The sequence below is a fragment of the Paeniglutamicibacter antarcticus genome (genome assembly GCF_039544305.1).
Taxonomy (GTDB): Bacteria; Actinomycetota; Actinomycetes; order Actinomycetales; family Micrococcaceae; genus Paeniglutamicibacter; species Paeniglutamicibacter antarcticus_C.
Genome location: NZ_BAABLK010000089.1, coordinates 21,309 through 41,311 on the forward strand (window position 1 = coordinate 21,309; position 20,003 = coordinate 41,311).

Genomic DNA, 20,003 nt, shown 5'->3' on the forward strand with positions numbered 1-20,003 from the left:
CTGATTTTGACTAGTCGCAGCCGGATTTCACGAGTATGCCTTGATCATAACGTATGATCCAATCAATAAGGACAGTGCGTCGCGGGGGCTCCTCGCGGTGCTGTCCTGCGGGAAACTGGGGCTTCCCGCACACGCGCATGGTCTCTTGGCTTCTGCCGGATTCGTTGAGCACGGAATATGTCCCGTCCACCGCGTTCTGTTACGAATCGAGATAATTTTGTCCAAGCTCACAACGGGTCGGCGCTTGTCGTGGATCCGCGTCCTGATTGTTGCCGTGGTTTTGGGGGCACTTCTCGTCGGTGGCCTGTATTTTTGGAATATCAAGAAAGATACGGCACGGGCGGCTGATTCAGGGGAGTGGTACGGGTCATATGTCGATGCCACGTCCACACCGTTTTATCCGTTTGCCGATGAGGTCGGGAAGAACGAAAGGGTCGTGCTGGCCTTTGTCGTCGCCGATCCGAAGAACCCCTGCTCTATTTCATGGGGCGGCTACTACACCCCGGAGACGGCCAACGAAACATTCGACCTTGACCGCAAGGTGGCCCGCGTACACGAACGCGGAGGGGAGATCGTCATTTCGGCCGGTGGCCTGAACAACGACGAGCTGGCCACGGCCTGCACCGATGAAGAAAAAATTGTTGCCGGATACGAGGGTCTTCTAGAGAGATACGACTCCACGACTCTTGACTTGGATGTGGAAGGCAACGATCTGGAGGATGCCGTTGCTTCGAAACGACGGGCCTCGGCCGTGGCCGCATTGCAGGAAAAGGCCTCGGCCGCCGGCAAGCCCCTTGAAGTATGGGTGACTCTCCCGGTGGATACGCGCGGACTGACAGAAAGCGGATTGGGCGAAGTTGACCGGCTCCTGGACGGTGGCGTAGGCCTTGCCGGGGTGAACCTGATGACGATGAACTTCGGTGAAACCCGCAAGGCCGATCAGAGCATGGCCGGTGCTGCTGAGCAGGCAGCCCGCAGCACACACCAACAACTGATTGAGCTGTACCGCAAGCACGGCCAAGAGGTAGGCGAGCGCACGATGTGGGCCAAGATCGGTTTGACGCCGATGATCGGGCAAAACGATCTGTTGGGTGAAGTCTTTACCCTCAAGGACGCAGCTGAGCTGAAGGGCTTTGCCACGGCCAACGGCATCGGACGCATTTCCATCTGGTCGGCCAACCGCGACATGGACTGCGGACCGAATGCTGCCGATATCGAGCGTGTTTCGAACAACTGCAGCGGAACCCCCCAGGAGTCCCGTGAATTTGCCCGCTTGCTTTCGACTGATATGGCCGAAGTGAGCGCCACCAAGAAACCCGTGGTTTCGCCCGAACCTGCACCCATGGAAACAGCGATCGTGGATGACCCGGCGAAAAGCCCCTACCCAGTATGGAACAGCCAGGCGGCCTATCCGAAGGCCGAACGCATTGTCTGGCGCGGAAATGTCTACGAAGCAAAGTGGTGGACGCAGGCAGAAGCGCCTGACTTGCCAGCCAGTGATGCAGGAAGCGCCCCGTGGTCACTGATCGGTCCGGTGCTGCCCGGGGACAAGCCCGAACCGGTGGCCACCGTTCCAGCCGGCCTGTACCCGGCATGGTCCGCCAAGAACGTCTACGAGAAAGGCGACCTGATCCTCTTCGAGAAGCAGTTGTTCGAGGCGAAGTGGTGGAACCAAGCCCAAAGCCCCGAGGCCGCGATCCAGGGAGCTGGTGATTCGGCGTGGATGCGCCTGAGCAATAGCCAGGTCAACGACATCGTGTCGAAGAATAAGAAGGCCTCTTCGTAGTCTTTTGAAGTGGCAGGGCCGGTATCTTGGCCCTGGCCTCGACCGGGTCCGGCCGGCAGGCGTATCAGAGGCCTTGGATGGTGCGGACTTGGGCCAGCAGCACGCGGGCCGTGGCGATGTCTAGCGCTTCATCCACTCCGGACTCCAGGATCGTCTTTTCCAGGATCTCAACGGCCTGTTCCAATTGCTCCGTTGCCAGAAGCCACCGGGCCTTGGTGGTGGCCAGGCCGGCTAGCTCCGTCGTGGTTCCACCGAGGATGGCGTAGGCGAGTTCGGCCCGTTCGATGCAATCATTGGTTTGGTTGTTGGCGACGCCGGCTTGCAATTGCACGTCGGCGCTTGCTTTGTTGAATCGTGCCCAAACATGGATCTTATTGACGAGTTTCAGGAAACCGGCCGCGCGCTCGTGGTAGTCGAGCCCGGCAGCGTTCTGTCCATGGGCAAAGGCCAGATTACCCAGGGTCCAGTAGCACTGGCCGGAGAATTCGTTGTCCGGGGTCTCTGCCAGGACCTCGACCAGCGGCTCGCGCAGCTCCCACGCCTTTTCGATCTGTCCGGCTTCGACCAAGCTGGCAATCAGCCCCTGGTAGGCCTCGGCACGAATACGCGAAGCCCCATGGACGGCCGCGAGCGTCTTGAGTGCTTGTCGTGATGTTTCGATTGCTGATTCATGGTGGGCCAGGTTGCGCCAAGCGGCTGCCCGCAGGATCTCGCTCTTGGCCTTGAGTACCGGGTCTGCTTGTACATAAAGGGCAGCGCAGAGAATGTCTGCGGTTTGCAGGGCGCCCTCGTAGTCATCTGAGAGTAGCTGGCTGCTACCGAGGATATGCAGGAATTTGTATTGATTCTCAGTGTCACCAAGTGCTTCATGGGACCGAACGCAATCAGCGGCCGCTGCTGCTATTTGCACGTGATCCCCTGTCTGGGTGGCTCTGCGAAAGCGGGCCGCGCAGTGGGCGGCGGATGACTGGTGTGAATGCATCGGCATTGTATAAGTATGCGCCATTGAGGCTTCGGTGTAGATGAAAGCAGCAGATGCCGCGGGCCTGCCGCGGCAATCGGTGGGCGTTCAAAGCAGGGACTACGGCACCCCACTTGCAACTTTGCCCGGCCCATGGAAATCTTCGAACCCGGCCGGGGCTAGAATCAAATTTTGGATGCGTGTCTGATTTCCAGTTTCACTTGCAGATACGTACTTCAATGCGGCCCTTCGGGGTCGATGTCGTTCGCATGAAAAAATCACTCATAACTAAAAACGGAGTCACCATGAAGAAAATATTTGGTTCGGCATTGGCCGCCATGTTGTTTGCCGGCGCAGTGTTCGTGGGTTCGGCTGTCGAAGCACCCCAAGGAAATGTGGACGCCGCGTCGCACAGTTTCAGCATCAGCAAGGCCGCCAGCAACAACTGGCCCTTCTAAGGCGTTCCTCAACAGGCGCCACGGGGTTGGCGATTCATGGACCATGAGCGCGGACTGAACGGTCAAGTTGTGGTCCGTTAGGCCCGCAAATCCCGTTTTGGGCCCAGCCCGCGCATCTTCCCAAAAAGAAGCGCGTGCTGGGTCCAAGCTGTGCATCACAGAGACGACATGGCACCTCGGGTAACGTGTTCACAAAAATGCGCCGGCGCGATAGCGCGCCTGGGATGAACCCGGCGGCCTGCCCTTCAGCGGGATCCGGCGGAATACCCGGCGCGTTGCGATTTGCGGTGAACGAGAAGGAAAAGCCCGGCGCCCAGTGTCGCCCCGAGGGTATTGGCCACGATGTCCCACATCGAGGAGTACCGTTCGGACAACAACAGCCCTTGGCCAAATTCGATCAGGCACGAGGCGGCGAAACCGATGGCCACCACGGCCCACCACCTGCGCACCCACGCGCCGGTGAGGTACCCGAACGGTACGAAGAGTGCGATGTTCGCGCTGAACTCGATCTGCTTGTAGCCGATGGACTCGCTGAGCCCGCGGGCATGGAACCAATCGATGGTCCTTGCCAACGCCGGACCCATCGAGGTGTCCACGGGCGTTGGCCAGAATGCGATCAGCAGCAGCGCGGCCCCGTAGGCAACGGCAAGGATCACTATGAAACGGGTGTGCGGTTTGGTCATCTGACCCTGTCGGTGTCACTGGTGCGGCGCTGCCGCTCGGATGGCTCACCAGCCAGTTTAGGACAAAGCGGGGGACCCGGGCACGGCCCGTGATGGCGGGGGACGGAATGCAGCCAACACCGGGCCCTGCACCGGCCCTCGGACCGGCTGCGTGTGACAAGCGGTGGCTCAGGACGCCGGCATTGGCCGAGATCCTGATGGCGGCGCGGTGCGTTCCCTAAGCGGGGACCCCGATGCGGATTTGCTGGCCGGCATGGATTTCCGGGAAACGCCAGATCGCTGGGAGTGAACCCTCCGGGTCAATCCCGGGGAACCCGTGCAGGTTGCTGTCCTGGACGGGGTAGCGGTGGGTTTTGGCCAGTTCGGGGTGCCGCGCGTTCCCTCGGGTCAGGACGCGGGGACCTCCCGTACCGGGGAAACTGCATGCGTTGAACGTGCTTCCCGAGCGGTGAGGATGCGCACTGGGATCCCGGCTGCTGGGCAAAGCCCACGAAGGGTTGGGCCGGCCGGGATGCCGCGGGAGGTAGCAGTGGGTTTCCGAGGGGAATCTGGGGGCCATCGACCTCTACACGAACGCCATGGCTGCCGTATCACCGTTAGGACAAAGAACGACCGGGCGGTTCACCGCGCGGTTGCTCGAACACCACTTGGTGATCGAGCTGGGCTGATCCCCTGCCGCTACAGTGCTCTCCACGTGCCCGGCAAACGCAAAAGCTCCCCGGCGCCGAGAGCACCAAGGAGCGTTTGGCGGGGACTAGACCAGGGTGGCCAGGGCTCCGAGCAGGTCCTTGGCGCGGCGGTCCTTGTCCTCGGAGAGCATCTCATTGGTCAGGAACGAGAAACCGATGTTCTTCTGTGGCCAGGCCCCGTGCAGTCCGCCGCCGGCACCGGAGTGCCCGAACGCCGGGGTGACCGGTCCGTAGGTGCCCAGCGGGTCGGCCAACTCGTAGCCGAGACCGAAGCGCAGCGGACGGTCGTTGATGGCATCGACGCCTTCGGAAAAGGTGGAGGTGGAAATCGCCAGGGTGGCTGCCGAAACCAGTGCCGGGGTGGGAGCCGCCAGGGACGAATACAGCGAGGCCATGGCATCGGCCGTTGCGAATGCGCCGCTGGCGGCCAGTTCGCTGCGGCGCTCTGCGGGCGAATTGAACGGGTCATCGTCTCCCAGCAGGGAACCGGCATACATCCTCTCGATGATCTTGCGTCGTTCGGGGTCCTTGAGCATGGTGCTGATCGCGTAGTTATCGGGGCGGAAGACCGTTGCAATGCGCGAATCCAGGGATTCGGGCAGCCCCAGGTGGATTTCCAGGTCCAACGGGTCGGCCACCAGTTCGCGGACCAGTTCCCCCGGGCCCTTGCCGGTGACCCGGAAAAAGAGCTCAGCGGCAAGGTACCCGTAGGTCAGGGCGTGGTAGGCGACCTTGGTCCCGGGAGTCCACAAGGGCTCCTGGGCGGCGAGGACCGCGGCCTGGGCCCTGTTGTCGTAACGGTCGGCCGGTTCCGGGTCCACATAGATGAGCCCGACGGTGTGGCTGAGCAGTTGGGCCACCGTGACATCGGATTTGCCCGCCGCGGCGAATTCCGGCCAATAGGATGCCACCGTGGATCCGGGATCCAGCAGGCCCCGGTCGATAAGGATCGCGGCGACGGTTGCCACGATCCCCTTGGTGCCGGAGAAGAGCATCGCCAAAGTGCCCTCGTTCCAGCCACCGGGGGCCGCCGCGCCCTGGGCGGGAGCCCCGCCGGATTTTACAGTGCCCCCGCCGTAGAAGCGGGCCAAGGCCTTGCCGTCGCGGTAGACGCAAAACGCCATCCCGCCCTTGGCGTTTTCCAGGTGGCGGGAGAAGATCCCGGCCAGTTCCCCGAAGCCCTCATCGGGCAGTCCGTGGTTGTGAGCCGAGGCGCCGGTTTGTGCTGCTGGAATCATGTTCACTGCCTCTAGAATGTCGGGACGTTGGCCAGGAGTTCCTGGGTGTAGTGGTGCTGCGGGTTTTCCAGCACCTCGTTGGTGGTCCCGATATCCACGATCTTGCCCTTTTGCAGCACCGCCAGGCGCTGGGAGATATGCCGGGCCAGTGCGATGTTGTGCGTCACGAACAGCATCGACATGCCGTGTTCGTTCTGCAGCGTGCGCAGCAGGTCAAGGATCGATGCCTGCACCGAGACGTCCAGTGCGCTGGTGATCTCGTCGCACACCAACAGCGAGGGGGCGTTGACCAAGGCACGGGCAATGGCGGCACGTTGGCGTTCGCCACCGCTGAGGTCCCCGGGACGGCGGTCGATGTAGCGCTCGCCGAGCCTTACCTGGTCCAGGGCTTCGCGGACCAGGGCACGGCGCTTGGCCTTGTCATGGACCCCCGACATCCGCAGCGGCACCTCCACCGATTCGGCGATGGTGCGCCGCGGGTTCAGCGAGGAGAAGGGGGACTGGAAGATGTACTGGATCTTGCGCCGGTCCTCCGCGGTGCGGGCGCGGGTGCCGTTGGCCAGGACCTGGCCCGAAAGCTCGACGGATCCGGTGTAGGCATGGTTGAGCCCGGCGACGCAACGTGAGAGCGTTGTCTTCCCGGAGCCCGATTCCCCCAGCAGCATCATTGATTCGCCCTGCGCCAGCTCGAAGTCGATGCCATCGAGCACACGGTGCTCACCGTAGGCCATTGCCACATCGGAAAGGCGCAGCAGGGGACCTGCCGCGGCGGGCGGCTCGGCATCCAATTCGGGGGCACGCGCCGGTGTGCCTTCCAAGATCTTGGCATCGTCGAGATCCCGGTGGCGCGCGGTGGTGTCGGGATTTCCCGCCGGACCCGGAATCACCAACGGTTGTTCGCCGGTGATCGCTTCGACGGTGCCGACCCGGCGCTTGCCGGCCAGGTCGGGGACCGAGCGCAGCAACTTGCGGGTGTAGCGGTGTTCGGGGGAGAAGAGGACTTGCTGCGTGGGCCCGAATTCCACGATGTCCCCCTCGAGCATCACGGCGACCTCGTCGGCGACCTCTGCCACCACCGCCAGGTCGTGGGTGATGTAGAGCCCGGCAACCTGGTGGCGTTCGGCCATTTCGTGGATGGTGGCCAGCACGACGGCCTGGGTGGTGACATCCAGCCCGGTGGTCGGCTCGTCGAGCACGATCACCTTGGGTCGGCAGGCGAAGGCCATGGCGATGCCCACGCGCTGCTGCTGGCCGCCGGAGAGCTGGTGCGGGAAACGGCGCTGGTAGGCGGCGTCGTTGGCCAACCCTACCTCCGCGAGCACTTCGGCGACCCGTGTGCGGCGTTCGGCCTCCGAGGAGCCAAAGCGGTGCACGCGCAAAGTCTCGGCGATCTGCTCGCCGATGCGGATGGCGGGGTTCAGCGAGAGCGCCGGGTCCTGGGGAACATAGGAGATCTCCTTGCCGCGCAGGGTGCGTACCTTATGCTCAGGCAACTCGAGGATGTTTCCCTCGGTGCCTGCGTGGAGCACCACCGACCCGGCAGTGAGCTTGAGTCCCTGGCGGAAGTGGCCCATGCAGGCCAGCCCTGCGGTGGTCTTTCCCGAGCCCGATTCCCCGACCAAGGCCAGAATCTTGCCCGGGTGCAGGGTGAAGCCGATCCCGTGAAGGATCTCCGTCCCGTCCAGGGTTGCCACGCGCAGGTCGGTGGCACAGAGCGCTTGGTCGAGAATTTCTTTTTCCATGGTGGTGGAGCCCATCAGTTCTTCCCCGCATTCAGGTTTGCCGAGGCCCGCGCGAGCGAGTCGGTCAACAGGTTGGTGCCCACGGTCAGCAGGGCGATGGCCAGGACCGGGAGCAGGACGCCCCACGGCTGGATGACCAGCGCGATCCGGTTCTCGTTGATCATCAATCCCCAGTCGGCCGTCGGCGGCTGCATGCCAAGTCCCAGGAAGGAGAGCGAGGCGACGAAGCCGATCGAGTAGGTCATGCGCAGGCCGAGTTCCACCATCAGGGGCCCGGTGATGTTCGGCAGCACCTCGGAGGCCAGGATCTTCCAGCGCGGCACCGCATACATCTCCGATGCACGGATGTAGTCCTCGGTGATCACCGAGGAGGTTGCCGAGCGGGTGACCCGTGCCACGCGTGGCGCGTGGGTCACCCCGATGACCACCACCAGGACCCAGCCCTTGGGACCGAGCACGGTGATGGCCAGCAGGGCGAAGACAAGTTGCGGCAAGGCAAGCAACACGTCGTTGGAGCGCATGATCAGCGAATCGACCTTGCTCCCGGAGTATGCGGCGGTCATGCCCACGGCAACCCCGATCACCATGCCCAGCAATGTGGCTAACGCCGAGTAGATGATCAGCCGCAACCCTCCGTCAAGGAAGCGGGAGAACACATCGCGGCCTAGGTTGTCGGTGCCGAAGACGCCCACGTCCTTGAAGGGCCGACCGGTGAACTCGGTGCTGGTGGAACCGGTGAGCCAGGGCAGCACCAGCGGCCCTGCCAATGCAACCAGAAGAACCAGAACGGTCAGCGCCATGCCGATCTTGGCCTGGCGCTGGCGCATCATGCGAGCGAAGATGCGCTTTGGCTTCACGGCTTCCCCTGCACCTTGCACGGGTGACTCGATGACGCTCATTTGACTGCCTCCGTGCGTAGTTTCGGATTGGTGAGGATGCCCACCAGGTCGGCCAGCAGGTTAACCACGATGTAGGCTGCGGCAATGATGATCGACAGTGCTTGGACGACCTGCACGTCGCGGTTGGTCACCGCGTCCACCAATGCCTGGCCGATGCCCGGGTAGCGGAAGAGGAACTCGATCACCACGACGCCGCCGGCCATCCAGGCCAGCTGGATCGCGATCACCTGGGCGACCGGTCCCAGCGCGTGGGGTACGGCGTGCTTGAGGATCACATCGCGTTCGGGCACGCCCTTGAGCCTGGCCATTTCAACGAATCCCGAGTCGAGCACCTCAAGCATGGTGGCACGCATCATCCGTACGATGTACGGGGTCACCACCAGCGCAAGGGTCAGGGTCGGCAGGATCAACTGCACCGGGAAGTTCCACACCGGTTCCCCGGGCGGGGCCATGGTGACCGAGGGCAGGATCTTGAACACCGAGGTGGAGAGCAGCGCGATCAGCCCGATGCCGATCACGAACTCGGGAAGCGATGCCAGTACCAGGGAGAAACCGGTGGATACGTTGTCAAATGCCCGCCCGCGCTTCAGCGCGGAGAAAGTACCGACAAGGATCCCGACGGGGATGGCAATCAGCGAGGCGAAGCCAAGGAGCACCAGGGATGCCTGGATGCGGTCTCCCAGCAGTTCGGAAACCGGTCCGTTGGTTGCCGCTGAGTAGCCAAGGTCCCCGGTGAAGAGCCCGCCGAGCCAGCTGAGGTAGCGCTGCCAGACGGGATCGTTAAGGTTCATCTGCTCCCGCAGGGCCTCGAGGCGTTCCGGGGTTGCTTGCTGTCCCAGCACGGCTTGGGCCGGGTCCCCGGGAAGCAACAGCGTAGCGACGAAGACCAGCAGCGAAACGGCGAAGAGGATCACCAGTGACACCAACAGGCGTTTGACGATGATTCGTGCAATCATTTGGAAACTCCAATCCATGCGCGGCGGAACTCGAAGCCCGAAAGAGCGAGGCCTGTTTTGCTGGGGATGAGCCCCGCGACGTAGCTCTGGAAGGCATCGGCCTGGTTGGGATAGCCCCAGATGATGTAGCCGCCGCGGTCGTATTCGATTTCCTGGGCCTGGGTGATCAGCGCGTTGCGCTTGGCCTCATCGACGGTGACGACCGCCTTCTTGACCAGCGCGTTGAACTCGGGATCGTCCCAGTGCGTCTCGTTGAACGGGGAGGACTTCAGCGAGGAGTTGCTGACCTGTGGAAGGAAGTTGCGGGTGTACCAGAAGTCCTGGGCGAAGGTCCAGGACAGGTAGTCATCGCCAAAGAACGTGGTGCTGTCAACCCGTCGGATCTTCACCCTGATCCCGGAGGCGGCTGCCTGCTGGGCGAAGACCTGGGCGGCTTCTACGGCGCCGGACTGGATGGGCGCGGTGACAAGTTCGATGTCCAGCCCGTCGGGGTAGCCGGCCTCGGCCAGCAGCTTCTTGGCCGCTGCGACGTCCTGGGTGCGTTGGGGCAGGTTCTTGGCGTAGCCCGGGTCAAAGGGGGAGTAGAGGTCGTTGCCCACCGTCCCGTTTCCGCTGAGCACCTGTTCGATCATCTGTTCGCGGTCCACCGCCAGCCGGAACGCCTGGCGAACCCTCACATCGTCGAAGGGCTTCTTGTCCACGCGCATGGTGAAGGGCAGCCAGGCCCCGGTTTCCGAATTCAGGATGGTGATGCGTGGATCGGCACCAATGACCTCAAGCAGCGCCAACGGGATCTGTCCGATGGCATCGACTTGGGTGGAGAGCAACGAGTTGATCAACGCATCGTCATCGGAGAAGTTCAGGATGACCAGCTCGTCCAGGAACGGTTCGCCCTCGCGCCAGTAGTATTCGTTGGCGCTGAAGACCGATTGGCGCCCCGGGTCGAAGCTGGAGACCTTGAAGGGCCCGGTGCCGATCGGCTTCTTGATGTCAAAGTCCGCAGGGACGATGCCCACCGAGTATTGGCCCAGCGAATCATCGAGTGTCGCTGAGGGGGTGTTGAGCCGGAACTCGAGAACGGTATCGGAGATCACCACGACCTCGTCCAGGATGCCCAGGTCCGCTGCGGCGGTCTTGGGGTCCTTGGGATTGGTGATCCTGGCAAACGAGGCAACGACATCCTTCGCGGTGACCGGGCGCCCGTCATGGAACTTCACGTCCGGGCGCAACTCAACGGTCCAGGTCTTTGCCTCGGCATCGGGTTCGGCGCTCAGCGCCAGCAGCGGGGTCAGCACGAAATCCTCGTTGCGGTAGAACAACGGTTCATACAGGTTGACCACTCGGGCGATGTCGGTGGTGCTGACTGGTGCATGCGGGTCAAGGGAGTCGGCGGCTCCGCCGCCGGCCAGGCCCACCCTCAGCTTGCCACCGCGCTGCGGTGGCCCGGAGGGTGCAGCGAGCACTGCGGTTTCGCCTTGGCCGCATGCGGTGAGCAGCACGCCCAGGCCCAGCGCCATGGACCCGCCCAACAGGGCACGGCGGCTCACTGCTGAGCCCAGGACGGCGTGACGGTGTTGCGGGGTTCTATCGGAGATCAAGACTGACTCGATTCATCGGAAGGGAGGTGGAGGGAACTCACGTGCTGATGGATCGGCCACTCCAATCCGGGATTCGGTGCTCGTGGCTCGTGATGGTGGCGTTGATGGCGGTCGGGAAGACGGAGGTGGAACCCGATTCGGTGTCCACGTGCAGCCCCAAGATCTCCTCGGTCGCCACCAGGGAGCCGTCAACGTGCATTTCGTGGGCCAGGTGCAGCTTCTTGGCGCCATGGCCGGCGATCACCGTGGTGATTTCAAGCGTGGCGCCGGGTGAGACCTCGTCCAGGTAGCGAACGTGGGCCTCGACGGTGTACAGGGATGCCGAGGCGGACTGTCGGTAGTCCTCATCAAGTCCCAGGGCGTCCATCACCGCGGTAGTCGCGAAGCCGAAGGCCAACACGTAAAAGGCCTCGGACATATGCCCGTTGTAGTCGATCCACTGCGGTTCAACAGCGCACGTGTAGGGTTTCAGGCTCACGGCGCAGGCACCGCCGCGGCTGCGGAGAGCCCGGCCATCGCCTGGCGGATGGCGATGATGCCGGCATCGCGCTGGGCAATGAGCTCGTTGATGGAGCGTCCGTGGGCTTCTTCGTTGCAGCCGTCGATGACGTCCTGGCTGAGTTTGGCCGTCAGCTCGGGTGCCTCAAGCCGGGTCCACGGGGACTTCAGCGAGGGGCCGAAGTGATCGAGCATGTGCTTCATGCCCCCCTGGCCGCCGGCCAAGTGGAAGGTGAGCATCGGGCCCTGCAGAGGCCAGCGAAGCCCGGGTCCCTCGGTGATGGCCGTGTCGATCTGCTCCACGGTGGCTTCACCGTTGTCCACCATGTGCAGCGCCTCGCGCCACAGGGCTTCCTGCAGGCGGTTGGCGATGAACCCGGGGATCTCGCGCTCCATGGTGATCACCGACTTGCCGATGTAGTCATACCAGCCCGAGGCCCACTCGGTGGCCTTCTTATCGGTGGCTTCGCCGCCGACGACCTCGACCAGCGGGATCAAGTAGGGGGGATTGAAGGGGTGCCCGACGACCAGCCGGGAAGGATCAGCTGCGGTGATGGCCATTTCGGTCATCCCGTAGCCGGAAGTGGAGGAACCGATGACCACATCTTCGGCGGTGGCCGCGGCCAGCCGGGCCAGCAGGTCCTGCTTGAGTTCCAGGACCTCCGGTGCGCTTTCCTGGACGAACCCGACCCCGGCAACGGCCTCGGCCAAGTCTGCGTGGACGGTGAAGTTGTCCTTATCGGCGCCCTGGGACAGGCCCAGCGCTGTCAGGGCCGGCCAGGCGGCGTCAATGAGTGCGCGCAGCTTGTCCTCGGCGTCAGGGGAAGGATCCCAGGCCTGCACGCGCAGCCCGCGGGAGAGGAAGTAGGCGGCCCAGCCGCCGCCGATGGTGCCAACGCCGACGCAGGCTACGGTGGTGACGTTCTTGAATTCGGGGTAATTTGCCATGGGGTCAGGCCACCTTGTCGAGCTTGAGGATTTCGCGGGCTTCGTCGGGGGTCGCCACGGAGGCGCCCATCGATTCAACGATGGTGATTGCGCGTTCGGTCAGTTGTGCGTTGGTGGCCAACACGCCCTTGGAGAGGTAGAGGTTATCTTCCAGGCCCACGCGGACGTGTCCGCCGAGCAGGATTGACTGGGCGACCCATGGCATTTGGTTGCGCCCGATGGCGAAGGAGGTCCATTGCGCGCCCTCGGGCAGCATGTTGACCATGGCCTGGAGCAGGCCGGCGTCCACGGGGGCACCGTAGGGGATGCCCATGCACAGCTGGTAGAGCGGCGGGGCGGCGATCAGGCCCTCGGCGACCATCTCGTTGGCGAACCAGAGGTTGCCGGTGTCGAAGATTTCCATTTCCGGCTTCACGCCCAGCTCGCGGATGCGGGCCGCACCCTCGCGCAGCATGTCCGGGGTGCTGACATAGAGGGAGGAGCCTTCGCCGAAGTTCAGCGAGCCGCAGTCGATGGTGCAGATCTCCGGACGCAGTTCCTCGATGTGGACCAGGCGCTCCAGGCCCGAGACCAGGTCGGTGCCTTCCAGGGCCACGGTGGGGTTGGCCGGGTCGATGACCAAGTCCCCGCCCATGCCGGCGGTGAGGTTGATGACCGGGTCCACATCCGAGGCCGCCACCTGGCGGACGACTTCGCGGTACAGGGCCGTATCGCGCGAGCCCTGGCCGGTTTCGACGTCGCGGACGTGGATGTGCACCACAGAGGCCCCGGCGCGCGCGGCGGCGATGGCGTCGGCGGCAATCTGATCCGGAGTGACCGGGACGTGCCCGGATTTGCCCGTGGTGTCTCCGGCCCCGGTCAGGGCGCAGGTGACGATGACTTTACGATTCATGGTGCTTGTCCTTCGTTGTGATGATGGTTCGATTGATGAACCCACGGATATTGGTGAACATTTGTTCCGAGGTCAGCAGCCCGGCGAGCACCTTGATGCCCATCCCGTCGATCAGTGAGGTGAGCTCCGCAGTGAGGATCCCGGGGTCCTCGTCAACGAAGCAACCTTCCTGCTGCCCGGAGGCGATGACGTCGCGGACGGTGGAGACCCAGCGCCCGTACCCGGGGGAGTGCGAGTCAAGCCCGCCATCATTGACCGCCAGCTTGGTCCAGGTCTGCAGCCAGATCGACCATTCGGCACGGCCCTCGGGCCCGGTGGGCAGCTGGAGCTCGATAAGCCGAATGAGCCGTTGGGCGGGATCGATGATTTGCGCCAGTTCGGCGATCTGCCTGTCGTAGGCGAGCTTCACCGAAAAGTGCAGGGTCTCGGCGAAGATGGCCTGCTTGTTCTCGAAGTAGTAGTGGACGGTGGGAGTGCTGATGCCCACCTCGGCGGCGATGTCGGCGATCCGCACCGCCTCGAAACCACGTTCGGCAAACAGCCACCATGCACGTTCGATGATGGCCCGGCGACGTTGGGCATGCTTGTCGTCCCCACGGTGGCGCTGGGGCAGGATGCCCTGGGGCGGAACCGTTGAGGCACCCGGTGCCGAGTCCGAACCGGTGATCAGCCAATTGGCGGTCACCCCGGTGACCATGGCTAGAAGCACGATCTCATCGGCGGTGATCTTCCGGAACCCCTTCAGGGACTTGGAAAGCTTTGACTCCTCGACCCCGATCCTGCGCGAGACTTCCCGCTGGGCAAGACCCGAATCGCGGATGGCGGCACGGGCGCGGCCAGGAAGTCCTGCCCGGCCCGTCTCGGAAGATTGCATGGGGCAACGCTAAACCCGGTTTTGCGATTTTGGCAAACATTTCAAACCAAGATCAGTGATTCGTTGCGATACTGTAACCGTTTCGTTATCTTCTCGGCGGGTCCGGCGTAGGCTGCTCGGGCACGCGTCACGGGCCGGCCTTGCCGGATGCTGCCCTCGGCTGACGGATCGTGCGCGCGGATAAAATCACCGCGATTCCGGGGGAATCGGTCCTTGACGGAGCGCGCTGTGGCCGTGCTGCGCCCTCGCATTGGCGCGGGAAGTGGTGCCCCAGTTGACGCGAAGCCGCCTGTTTGCGATGTGACCTGACCCGAAATCAGTTAAGCAGGGTGCTTGCCCGGTGACTCGACGGCCGGTGGGCGGGTTGGGGGTTTGTGATAATTAATGGGGGATTCACCCCGGCTAGGCGAGGTCTTTTCCCCAAGGCCGCACGGTGCCCGAGGTGCTTGGTCTTCCTGCCCGTGGCATGGTGTCCCGGCAGCGTGGGCGCAGCGAGATATGCCAGCGGGATCCCGCACGTAGAATGTTCATTTGGCGCTGCCCCCACCGGCGCGCGGGAAGACCCGCGCCCTGCGCGCACGCAACACCTCTAAGGAGCACACCGTGGCCCAGCCGAAGAACCTCAAGAAACTCACCCGTACCCGCATGGAGCGCACGGGCGAGAGCTACACCACCGCCCGCAAATCGATCCTGGCAGCCAAGCCCGAACGCCCGGCCAGCGCCGCCGATGCCCAGGCGGCAGCGGACGCCGCAGAAGAGGCGGAGCTTCCCGAGTACCCGGGCCCCGAAAACGTCGTGCAATACGATGCAGGGCTCTGGCACCGGGTCCTCACCCAGGCCGGGGTCCTGCACCCGCTCACCGGGCAACCGCTCAGCGAGGCGTTGCTGGCCGGGCTCGCAGGAGGCATCGGCTTCATGGTCTTCACCTTCGAATACGAGTCCGTGACCACCGCCACCGTGATCACCCGCGCCCACCCCGAGCCATACACCGCAAACCTTCTGGCCCGCTGCGGGGCCAAGGTCAACGAACGCACCACCGGCAGCCCCCGGCTCGCCGCCGAATACCTGGACGCCGGACTGGATGCGGGCCGCGCGGTGGTGGTGCGCGCCTCGGTCGCCGCCTTGCCATGGATCGACGCCGAAGCCGTGGAGGACTCGGACTCCATCGATCTGGCCGTGGTCGGCGAGCACGGCGATGACTTGCTGCTCGATGACGGATCGGGCCAGCTCACCCCGATCTCCCCGGCGGACCTGGCCACCGCGCGCTCAGGGCGCAAGCGGGACAAGAACTGGCAGGCGTGGATCCCCGCATCCACCGGGCCCGACGCCCAGACCCTGGCCGCCAACGTGCTCACCGCCATCGAGGCCACCACAGCACGGTTGCTGGGCACCAGCGAACTCGAAGGGGTCCCGGCGCACTTTGGTCGGAACTTCGGCATCGCCGGCATGGATTCGTGGGTGGATCGGTTGCGCGACACCACCACGGCCAAGGGCTGGAGCCAGGTCTTTGCCGAGCCTCAGCGCCTGGCCTCCGGGCTCGAGCAGGTCCTGGGTTTCCTCACCGACACCCGATTCGGCGGGCTCGGGGCGCTGCGCGGGCAATACGCCGACTTCCTCACCGAAGCCTCCAAGCTGCCGGGACTGGAATCCCTGGGCGAACACGCACAGGGCTATGCCCACCTGGCCCAGGACTGGATCGGTTTCACCGAAGCCATCGACCCGTCGATCGATCCCGGTCAAAGGGCCGAGCACTTCGCTGCGCTCGCCGACCACCTGGCAGCCATCGCCCGCGCCGAGGAACTCGCCGCCACCGCCCTGGCCCGGAACGCCAAATCGCTGCTGGCCTGAGCCTGGGGCAGGTACCGACGTACCCGCCGGCGTTCATCGACGCGCGGCGGCACCGGGGCGCAGATAAGCCGCGTGTGGGTAACGGTGGACCCGATGGGCGCGGCGGCGCCTCGGGCCCGCTACTGCCCCGGACTGATAGGGTAGTTCGGTGACTTACGAGATTGAAATCGGCCGCTTCAAGCGCGCAGCCCAGGCGTACTCCCTCGATGACGTGGCGATTGTTCCAGACCGTCGCACCCGTGACCCGCACGATGTCTCGGTGGCATGGCAGATCGACGCCTACCAGTTCGAGACCCCGATCCTGGGGGCGCCGATGGACTCGGTGATGTCCCCGGGGACCGCGATCGCCCTGGGGAAGCTCGGCGGCCTGGGCGTGCTGAACCTCGAGGGCCTGTGGACCCGCTACGCGGACCCCACCCAGGTGCTGGGCGAAATCGCCGCCCTTGAATCGGCCAACGGCGGGCACTTCGACCCGGTGATCACCGCACGGCTGCAGGAAATCTACGCCGCCCCGATCCAACCCGAGCTGATCACCGCACGGCTGGCCGAGATCCGTGAATCCGGCGTCACTGTTGCCGGTTCGCTGACCCCGCAGCGCCTGCAGGAGCACTACAAAACGGTGCTGGCCGCCGGGGTCGACGTGTTCGTGATCCGCGGAACCACCGTCTCGGCCGAGCACGTCTCAAAGAACCACAAACCGCTGAACCTCAAGGCGTTCATCTACGAACTCGACGTCCCGGTGATCGTCGGGGGAGCGGCGGGCTACACCCCGGCGCTGCACCTGATGCGCACCGGCGCCGCCGGCGTGCTCGTCGGCTTCGGCGGCGGCGCCTCGGGCACCACCCGCCGGGCACTGGGCATCCACGCACCGATGGCCTCTGCCATCTCCAACGTCGCCGCCGCACGCCGGGACTACCTGGACGAATCCGGCGGACGCTACGTGCACGTGATCGCCGACGGCGGACTGGGCACCAGCGGGGACATCGTCAAGGCCATCGCCATGGGCGCCGACGCCGTGATGCTCGGCACCGCACTGGCCCGCGCCACCGAAGCCCCGGGCGCCGGATGGCACTGGGGCATGGAAGCGGCCCATGAGAACAACCCGCGCGGGGACAGGGTCAGGGTCGGCACCGTCGCCCCGCTCGAGCAGCTGCTCTTCGGGCCCTCGCACCACACCAACGGCACCTCGAACCTCATCGGTGCACTGCGCCGTTCGATGGCCACCACCGGATACTCGGACCTCAAGGAATTCCAGCGCGTCGACGTTGTGGTTTCCCCCTACGAAGCGGACTAGCGACGGCTGGTTCCCCGAATTCGGCACCCATTTGTGCCCCACCGCGTCGATGGCGACCGGGTTTGATCCACCTTCCCCGCACGGGCAAGGAACGGGACGCACCCGGTCGTTTCGCGTATCCACCGGATTCGCCACCGCAAACAAACACTTGGGGACATCCCTTCGTGCCAAACCCCGATGCGCCGGGGCGCCGGCGCACGGTACGCTACGAACCAGGCGCCCACCCACGGGCACCGATGCCCCCACTGCCCCCCAGTTCGACACCTCCTTCGAATCGATGCGATGAATCCCCCACAGCCCCGCCCGGCCGGCGACGAAGCACCAGAGATCACCATCGGGGAGATGGTGGCCCTGGAACTGGCGACCCCCAGCCGCGAGGAGACCATCGCGGTGCTGGCCGCCAAGCTCGTGGGAGCCGGACGGATCACCGACTTGCCGGCTTTCCTCTCCGAGGTCCACCGCCACGAGCACCAACTGGCCACCGGGCTGCCCGGCGGAATCGGGTTGGCCCATGCCCGCAGCGACTACGTCCGGTCCCCGAGCATCGCCGTGGGCGTGATGGCCTACGGCCGCCAGCTGGACTTCGGCGCGGCCGACGGCGTTCCCGCCCAGGTAGTGCTGCTGCTGGCAACTCCGGCAACCAGCTACTCCGGGCACCTGATGATGCTCGCCGCCCTGGCCCGCTCCCTGGCCAAGGAACCCTTCCGCGAATCGCTGCGCCGCGCCAACGATCCCGGGGTCATCGCCGAACTAATCAACTCCACCGTTGACTTCTCCATCCTCTGAGCCCTTGCGCGCCGGCGCCAACACCCCCGGCTGTCCAATCCGCGCCGGGGGATCGATCACCCCACGGGTAATGCCTGCCACATCGGCTCCCGGCGGATCCCCGCGCCCGGCACCCCGAACCCCCGGCAAACCGGTGGGCACCATGCTGTTTTGCTGCCTCTGCGCCGGCGGTGAACGTCCCGGGGCGGCTTCGCGTTCCATTGGCTCTTCCACACACAATCGACGTACGGTTGGGGTGTGCTGAAAACTGCCCTTAAACCCCGTTGGATCCTGGCCTTGGTTGGCGCCCTCGTTGTTGCCGCCGGTTTCGTCCTGCTGAGCCAGTGGCAGTTCAACCGCTCGCAGACCGACGCCCCGCCCCCGGTGACCACCACCGAACGTGCCGTCCCGCTGACCAGCCACCTTCAGCCGGCCACCGACCTGATGGCCCGCGACGCCGACCAGATGGTTACCGCCTCCGGCACTTTCCTGCCGGGCAAGCAGGTCCTGGTCAAGGACCGCATCGAAGACGGGCGGACCGGTTACTGGGTAGTGGCCGCATTCGAGGTGTCCGGCGCACCAGGCAAGAACACCATCCCGGTGGTCCGCGGTTGGCAGCCCGATGACGCCACCGCCGCCGACGCACCCGCCGGCGTCTTAAAAATCACCGGACGGCTGCTGCCCACCGAGGCCCCGATCTCCCAGGACGCCGGCCAAAGCGCCTACGCCTCCCTCTCGGTGGCCGAGCTCATCAACGTGTGGGACGTCCCCGCCTACAGCGGATTCGTCGTGGCCGGCCCGGTCACCGCCGCCGACGGCGCGGAACGCTCCGCCGCGGCAACCGGGCTCATCCCGGTCGATGTCGGACCCCAGCCCCAGGAACGGCAGATCAACTGGCTGAACATCTTCTACGGCATCGAATGGGTCGTCTTCGCCGGCTTCGCGGTGTTCCTCTGGTACCGCTTGGTGGCAGATGATGTTCGCAGGCAGCGCGAAGACATCGCCGACGCCGCCGCGCTGGCCGCCGGCTATGACCCGGCCGTGGTGTACCAGCGCCAGATCAACCACGAGAACCCCACCCTCGATCCCCAACCCAAGGACCAGTTGTGACCGAAGAAAATCCCGCCCCGAAGGTACGCCGCTTCGCAGGCACTCCCGCCCAGATCCGCACCGCCGCCACCTTCTACAAGGTCTTGGCCTACGCCACCGGCGTGATGCTGCTGCTGCTCTGCGCCGAAATGCTCATCAAGTACGTCTGGCAGCTGGAGCTGTTCATCGGCGGCACCCTGCTCGATGGAAGCTCCAACGCCGTGGGCTTCGCTAACCGGGCCGACGTCACCGAAGGCATCAACGTCTCGCTGGCCATCCTGATCATCCACGGCTGGATGTACGTCATCTACCTGCTGGCCGACTTCCGCCTGTGGTCCCTGATGCGCTGGCCCTTCAGCCGGTTCATCACCATCGCGCTGGGCGGCGTGGTTCCGCTGCTCTCCTTCTTCATGGAGACCAAGGTGCACGGCGAGGTCGAGACCGAGCTGGCCTCCCACCCGCAGGCAGCCAAACGCTACTAGCCAATCATCGGCTCGGTGCCCAGCTCCACTCCAAGCCCACCGCCACGGGCGGCCTGCACGATGCGCATCCGCGCGTGATTGCAGGTCGCCCGTTTCGCATTTCTGATCCCAGCGGAAAACCGCGATCCCCACGATCAACGCCATCGGGGCCGCAAATTACCCGCAACCACGACTTCCCCGCACGGGATCGCTGGCGCGCACCCGGGGAGTTCTGCACGGGTTGGGCACCTACCCCAGGGCGACGTCCTTGAGGTGGTTCACACTTGCAGGCATGAACACCTTCAAGGCACCAAGCACCCCAAG

18 protein-coding genes are annotated in these 20,003 nt (G+C 64.7%); 7 read left to right on the plus strand and 11 right to left on the minus strand.

Annotated features, from left to right (window positions below):
- The first annotated feature begins 217 nt into the window (after window positions 1-217).
- Window positions 218-1,786: a glycosyl hydrolase family 18 gene (locus tag ABEA12_RS16510; RefSeq protein ID WP_210100210.1), complete on the plus strand. Its 1,569-nt coding sequence runs from the start codon at window positions 218-220 to the stop codon at window positions 1,784-1,786.
- A gap of 64 nt (window positions 1,787-1,850) precedes the next feature.
- On the opposite strand, the gene ABEA12_RS16515 is transcribed toward ABEA12_RS16510, so the two are convergent.
- A complete protein-coding gene (locus tag ABEA12_RS16515; protein ID WP_210100211.1) occupies window positions 1,851-2,696 on the minus strand; it encodes a hypothetical protein in 846 nt (281 codons plus the stop codon).
- 251 nt (window positions 2,697-2,947) lie between these two features.
- On the opposite strand from ABEA12_RS16515, the gene ABEA12_RS16520 reads away from it, so the two are divergent.
- Window positions 2,948-3,205 (plus strand): hypothetical protein, encoded by a 258-nt coding sequence (locus ABEA12_RS16520; protein WP_210100212.1) that lies wholly within the window; start codon window positions 2,948-2,950, stop codon window positions 3,203-3,205.
- Window positions 3,206-3,450: 245 nt separating this feature from the next.
- Here ABEA12_RS16520 and ABEA12_RS16525 read toward each other — a convergent pair whose 3' ends face one another.
- From ABEA12_RS16525 to ABEA12_RS16570, 10 genes are all read right to left on the minus strand, one after another.
- The gene (locus ABEA12_RS16525) at window positions 3,451-3,888 is read right to left on the minus strand and encodes a VanZ family protein (RefSeq protein ID WP_210100213.1); all 438 of its coding nucleotides are present in this window, start codon (window positions 3,886-3,888) and stop codon (window positions 3,451-3,453) included.
- 754 nt (window positions 3,889-4,642) lie between these two features.
- A complete protein-coding gene (locus ABEA12_RS16530) occupies window positions 4,643-5,815 on the minus strand; it encodes a serine hydrolase domain-containing protein (protein ID WP_210100214.1) in 1,173 nt (390 codons plus the stop codon).
- 11 nt (window positions 5,816-5,826) lie between these two features.
- A complete protein-coding gene (locus ABEA12_RS16535; protein ID WP_210100215.1) occupies window positions 5,827-7,572 on the minus strand; it encodes an ABC transporter ATP-binding protein in 1,746 nt (581 codons plus the stop codon).
- The gene (locus tag ABEA12_RS16540; RefSeq protein ID WP_210100216.1) at window positions 7,572-8,456 is read right to left on the minus strand and encodes an ABC transporter permease; all 885 of its coding nucleotides are present in this window, start codon (window positions 8,454-8,456) and stop codon (window positions 7,572-7,574) included. The genes ABEA12_RS16535 and ABEA12_RS16540 overlap by 1 nt, the downstream gene beginning before the upstream one ends.
- Window positions 8,453-9,412 carry an ABC transporter permease gene (locus ABEA12_RS16545; protein WP_210100217.1) on the minus strand — a complete coding sequence of 320 codons (960 nt, stop codon included), beginning with the start codon at window positions 9,410-9,412 and terminating at the stop codon, window positions 8,453-8,455. The genes ABEA12_RS16540 and ABEA12_RS16545 overlap by 4 nt, the downstream gene beginning before the upstream one ends.
- Complete coding sequence (locus ABEA12_RS16550) at window positions 9,409-11,010, minus strand: ABC transporter substrate-binding protein (protein ID WP_345468989.1); 1,602 nt, start codon at window positions 11,008-11,010, stop codon at window positions 9,409-9,411. Before ABEA12_RS16550 ends, ABEA12_RS16545 begins: the two co-directional genes overlap by 4 nt.
- A gap of 37 nt (window positions 11,011-11,047) precedes the next feature.
- Window positions 11,048-11,488 carry a thioesterase family protein gene (locus tag ABEA12_RS16555; protein WP_210100218.1) on the minus strand — a complete coding sequence of 147 codons (441 nt, stop codon included), beginning with the start codon at window positions 11,486-11,488 and terminating at the stop codon, window positions 11,048-11,050.
- On the minus strand, window positions 11,485-12,456 hold the full coding sequence (locus ABEA12_RS16560; RefSeq protein WP_210100219.1) for a 3-hydroxyacyl-CoA dehydrogenase NAD-binding domain-containing protein: 972 nt from the start codon (window positions 12,454-12,456) through the stop codon (window positions 11,485-11,487). Before ABEA12_RS16560 ends, ABEA12_RS16555 begins: the two co-directional genes overlap by 4 nt.
- A 4-nt stretch (window positions 12,457-12,460) precedes the next feature.
- Window positions 12,461-13,348 carry a beta-keto acid cleavage family enzyme gene (locus ABEA12_RS16565; RefSeq protein ID WP_210100220.1) on the minus strand — a complete coding sequence of 296 codons (888 nt, stop codon included), beginning with the start codon at window positions 13,346-13,348 and terminating at the stop codon, window positions 12,461-12,463.
- A complete protein-coding gene (locus ABEA12_RS16570; protein ID WP_210100221.1) occupies window positions 13,338-14,222 on the minus strand; it encodes a TetR family transcriptional regulator C-terminal domain-containing protein in 885 nt (294 codons plus the stop codon). Before ABEA12_RS16570 ends, ABEA12_RS16565 begins: the two co-directional genes overlap by 11 nt.
- Window positions 14,223-14,753: 531 nt before the next feature.
- On the opposite strand from ABEA12_RS16570, the gene ABEA12_RS16575 reads away from it, so the two are divergent.
- The 5 genes from ABEA12_RS16575 to ABEA12_RS16595 all read left to right on the plus strand — a co-directional run bounded on the left by ABEA12_RS16575 (window position 14,754) and on the right by ABEA12_RS16595 (window position 19,700).
- Entirely contained in the window at window positions 14,754-16,070 is a 1,317-nt protein-coding gene (locus tag ABEA12_RS16575; protein ID WP_345468992.1) for a BtrH N-terminal domain-containing protein, read from the plus strand.
- 148 nt (window positions 16,071-16,218) lie between these two features.
- Window positions 16,219-17,364 (plus strand): GuaB3 family IMP dehydrogenase-related protein, encoded by a 1,146-nt coding sequence (locus tag ABEA12_RS16580; RefSeq protein WP_210100222.1) that lies wholly within the window; start codon window positions 16,219-16,221, stop codon window positions 17,362-17,364.
- A gap of 282 nt (window positions 17,365-17,646) precedes the next feature.
- Entirely contained in the window at window positions 17,647-18,150 is a 504-nt protein-coding gene (locus ABEA12_RS16585) for a PTS sugar transporter subunit IIA (RefSeq protein WP_425571796.1), read from the plus strand.
- A gap of 237 nt (window positions 18,151-18,387) precedes the next feature.
- Complete coding sequence (locus ABEA12_RS16590; protein WP_210100223.1) at window positions 18,388-19,239, plus strand: SURF1 family protein; 852 nt, start codon at window positions 18,388-18,390, stop codon at window positions 19,237-19,239.
- Window positions 19,236-19,700, plus strand: a complete 465-nt coding sequence (locus ABEA12_RS16595) for a DUF3817 domain-containing protein (protein WP_210100224.1) — start codon at window positions 19,236-19,238, stop codon at window positions 19,698-19,700. Before ABEA12_RS16590 ends, ABEA12_RS16595 begins: the two co-directional genes overlap by 4 nt.
- The last annotated feature ends 303 nt before the right edge of the window (window positions 19,701-20,003 follow it).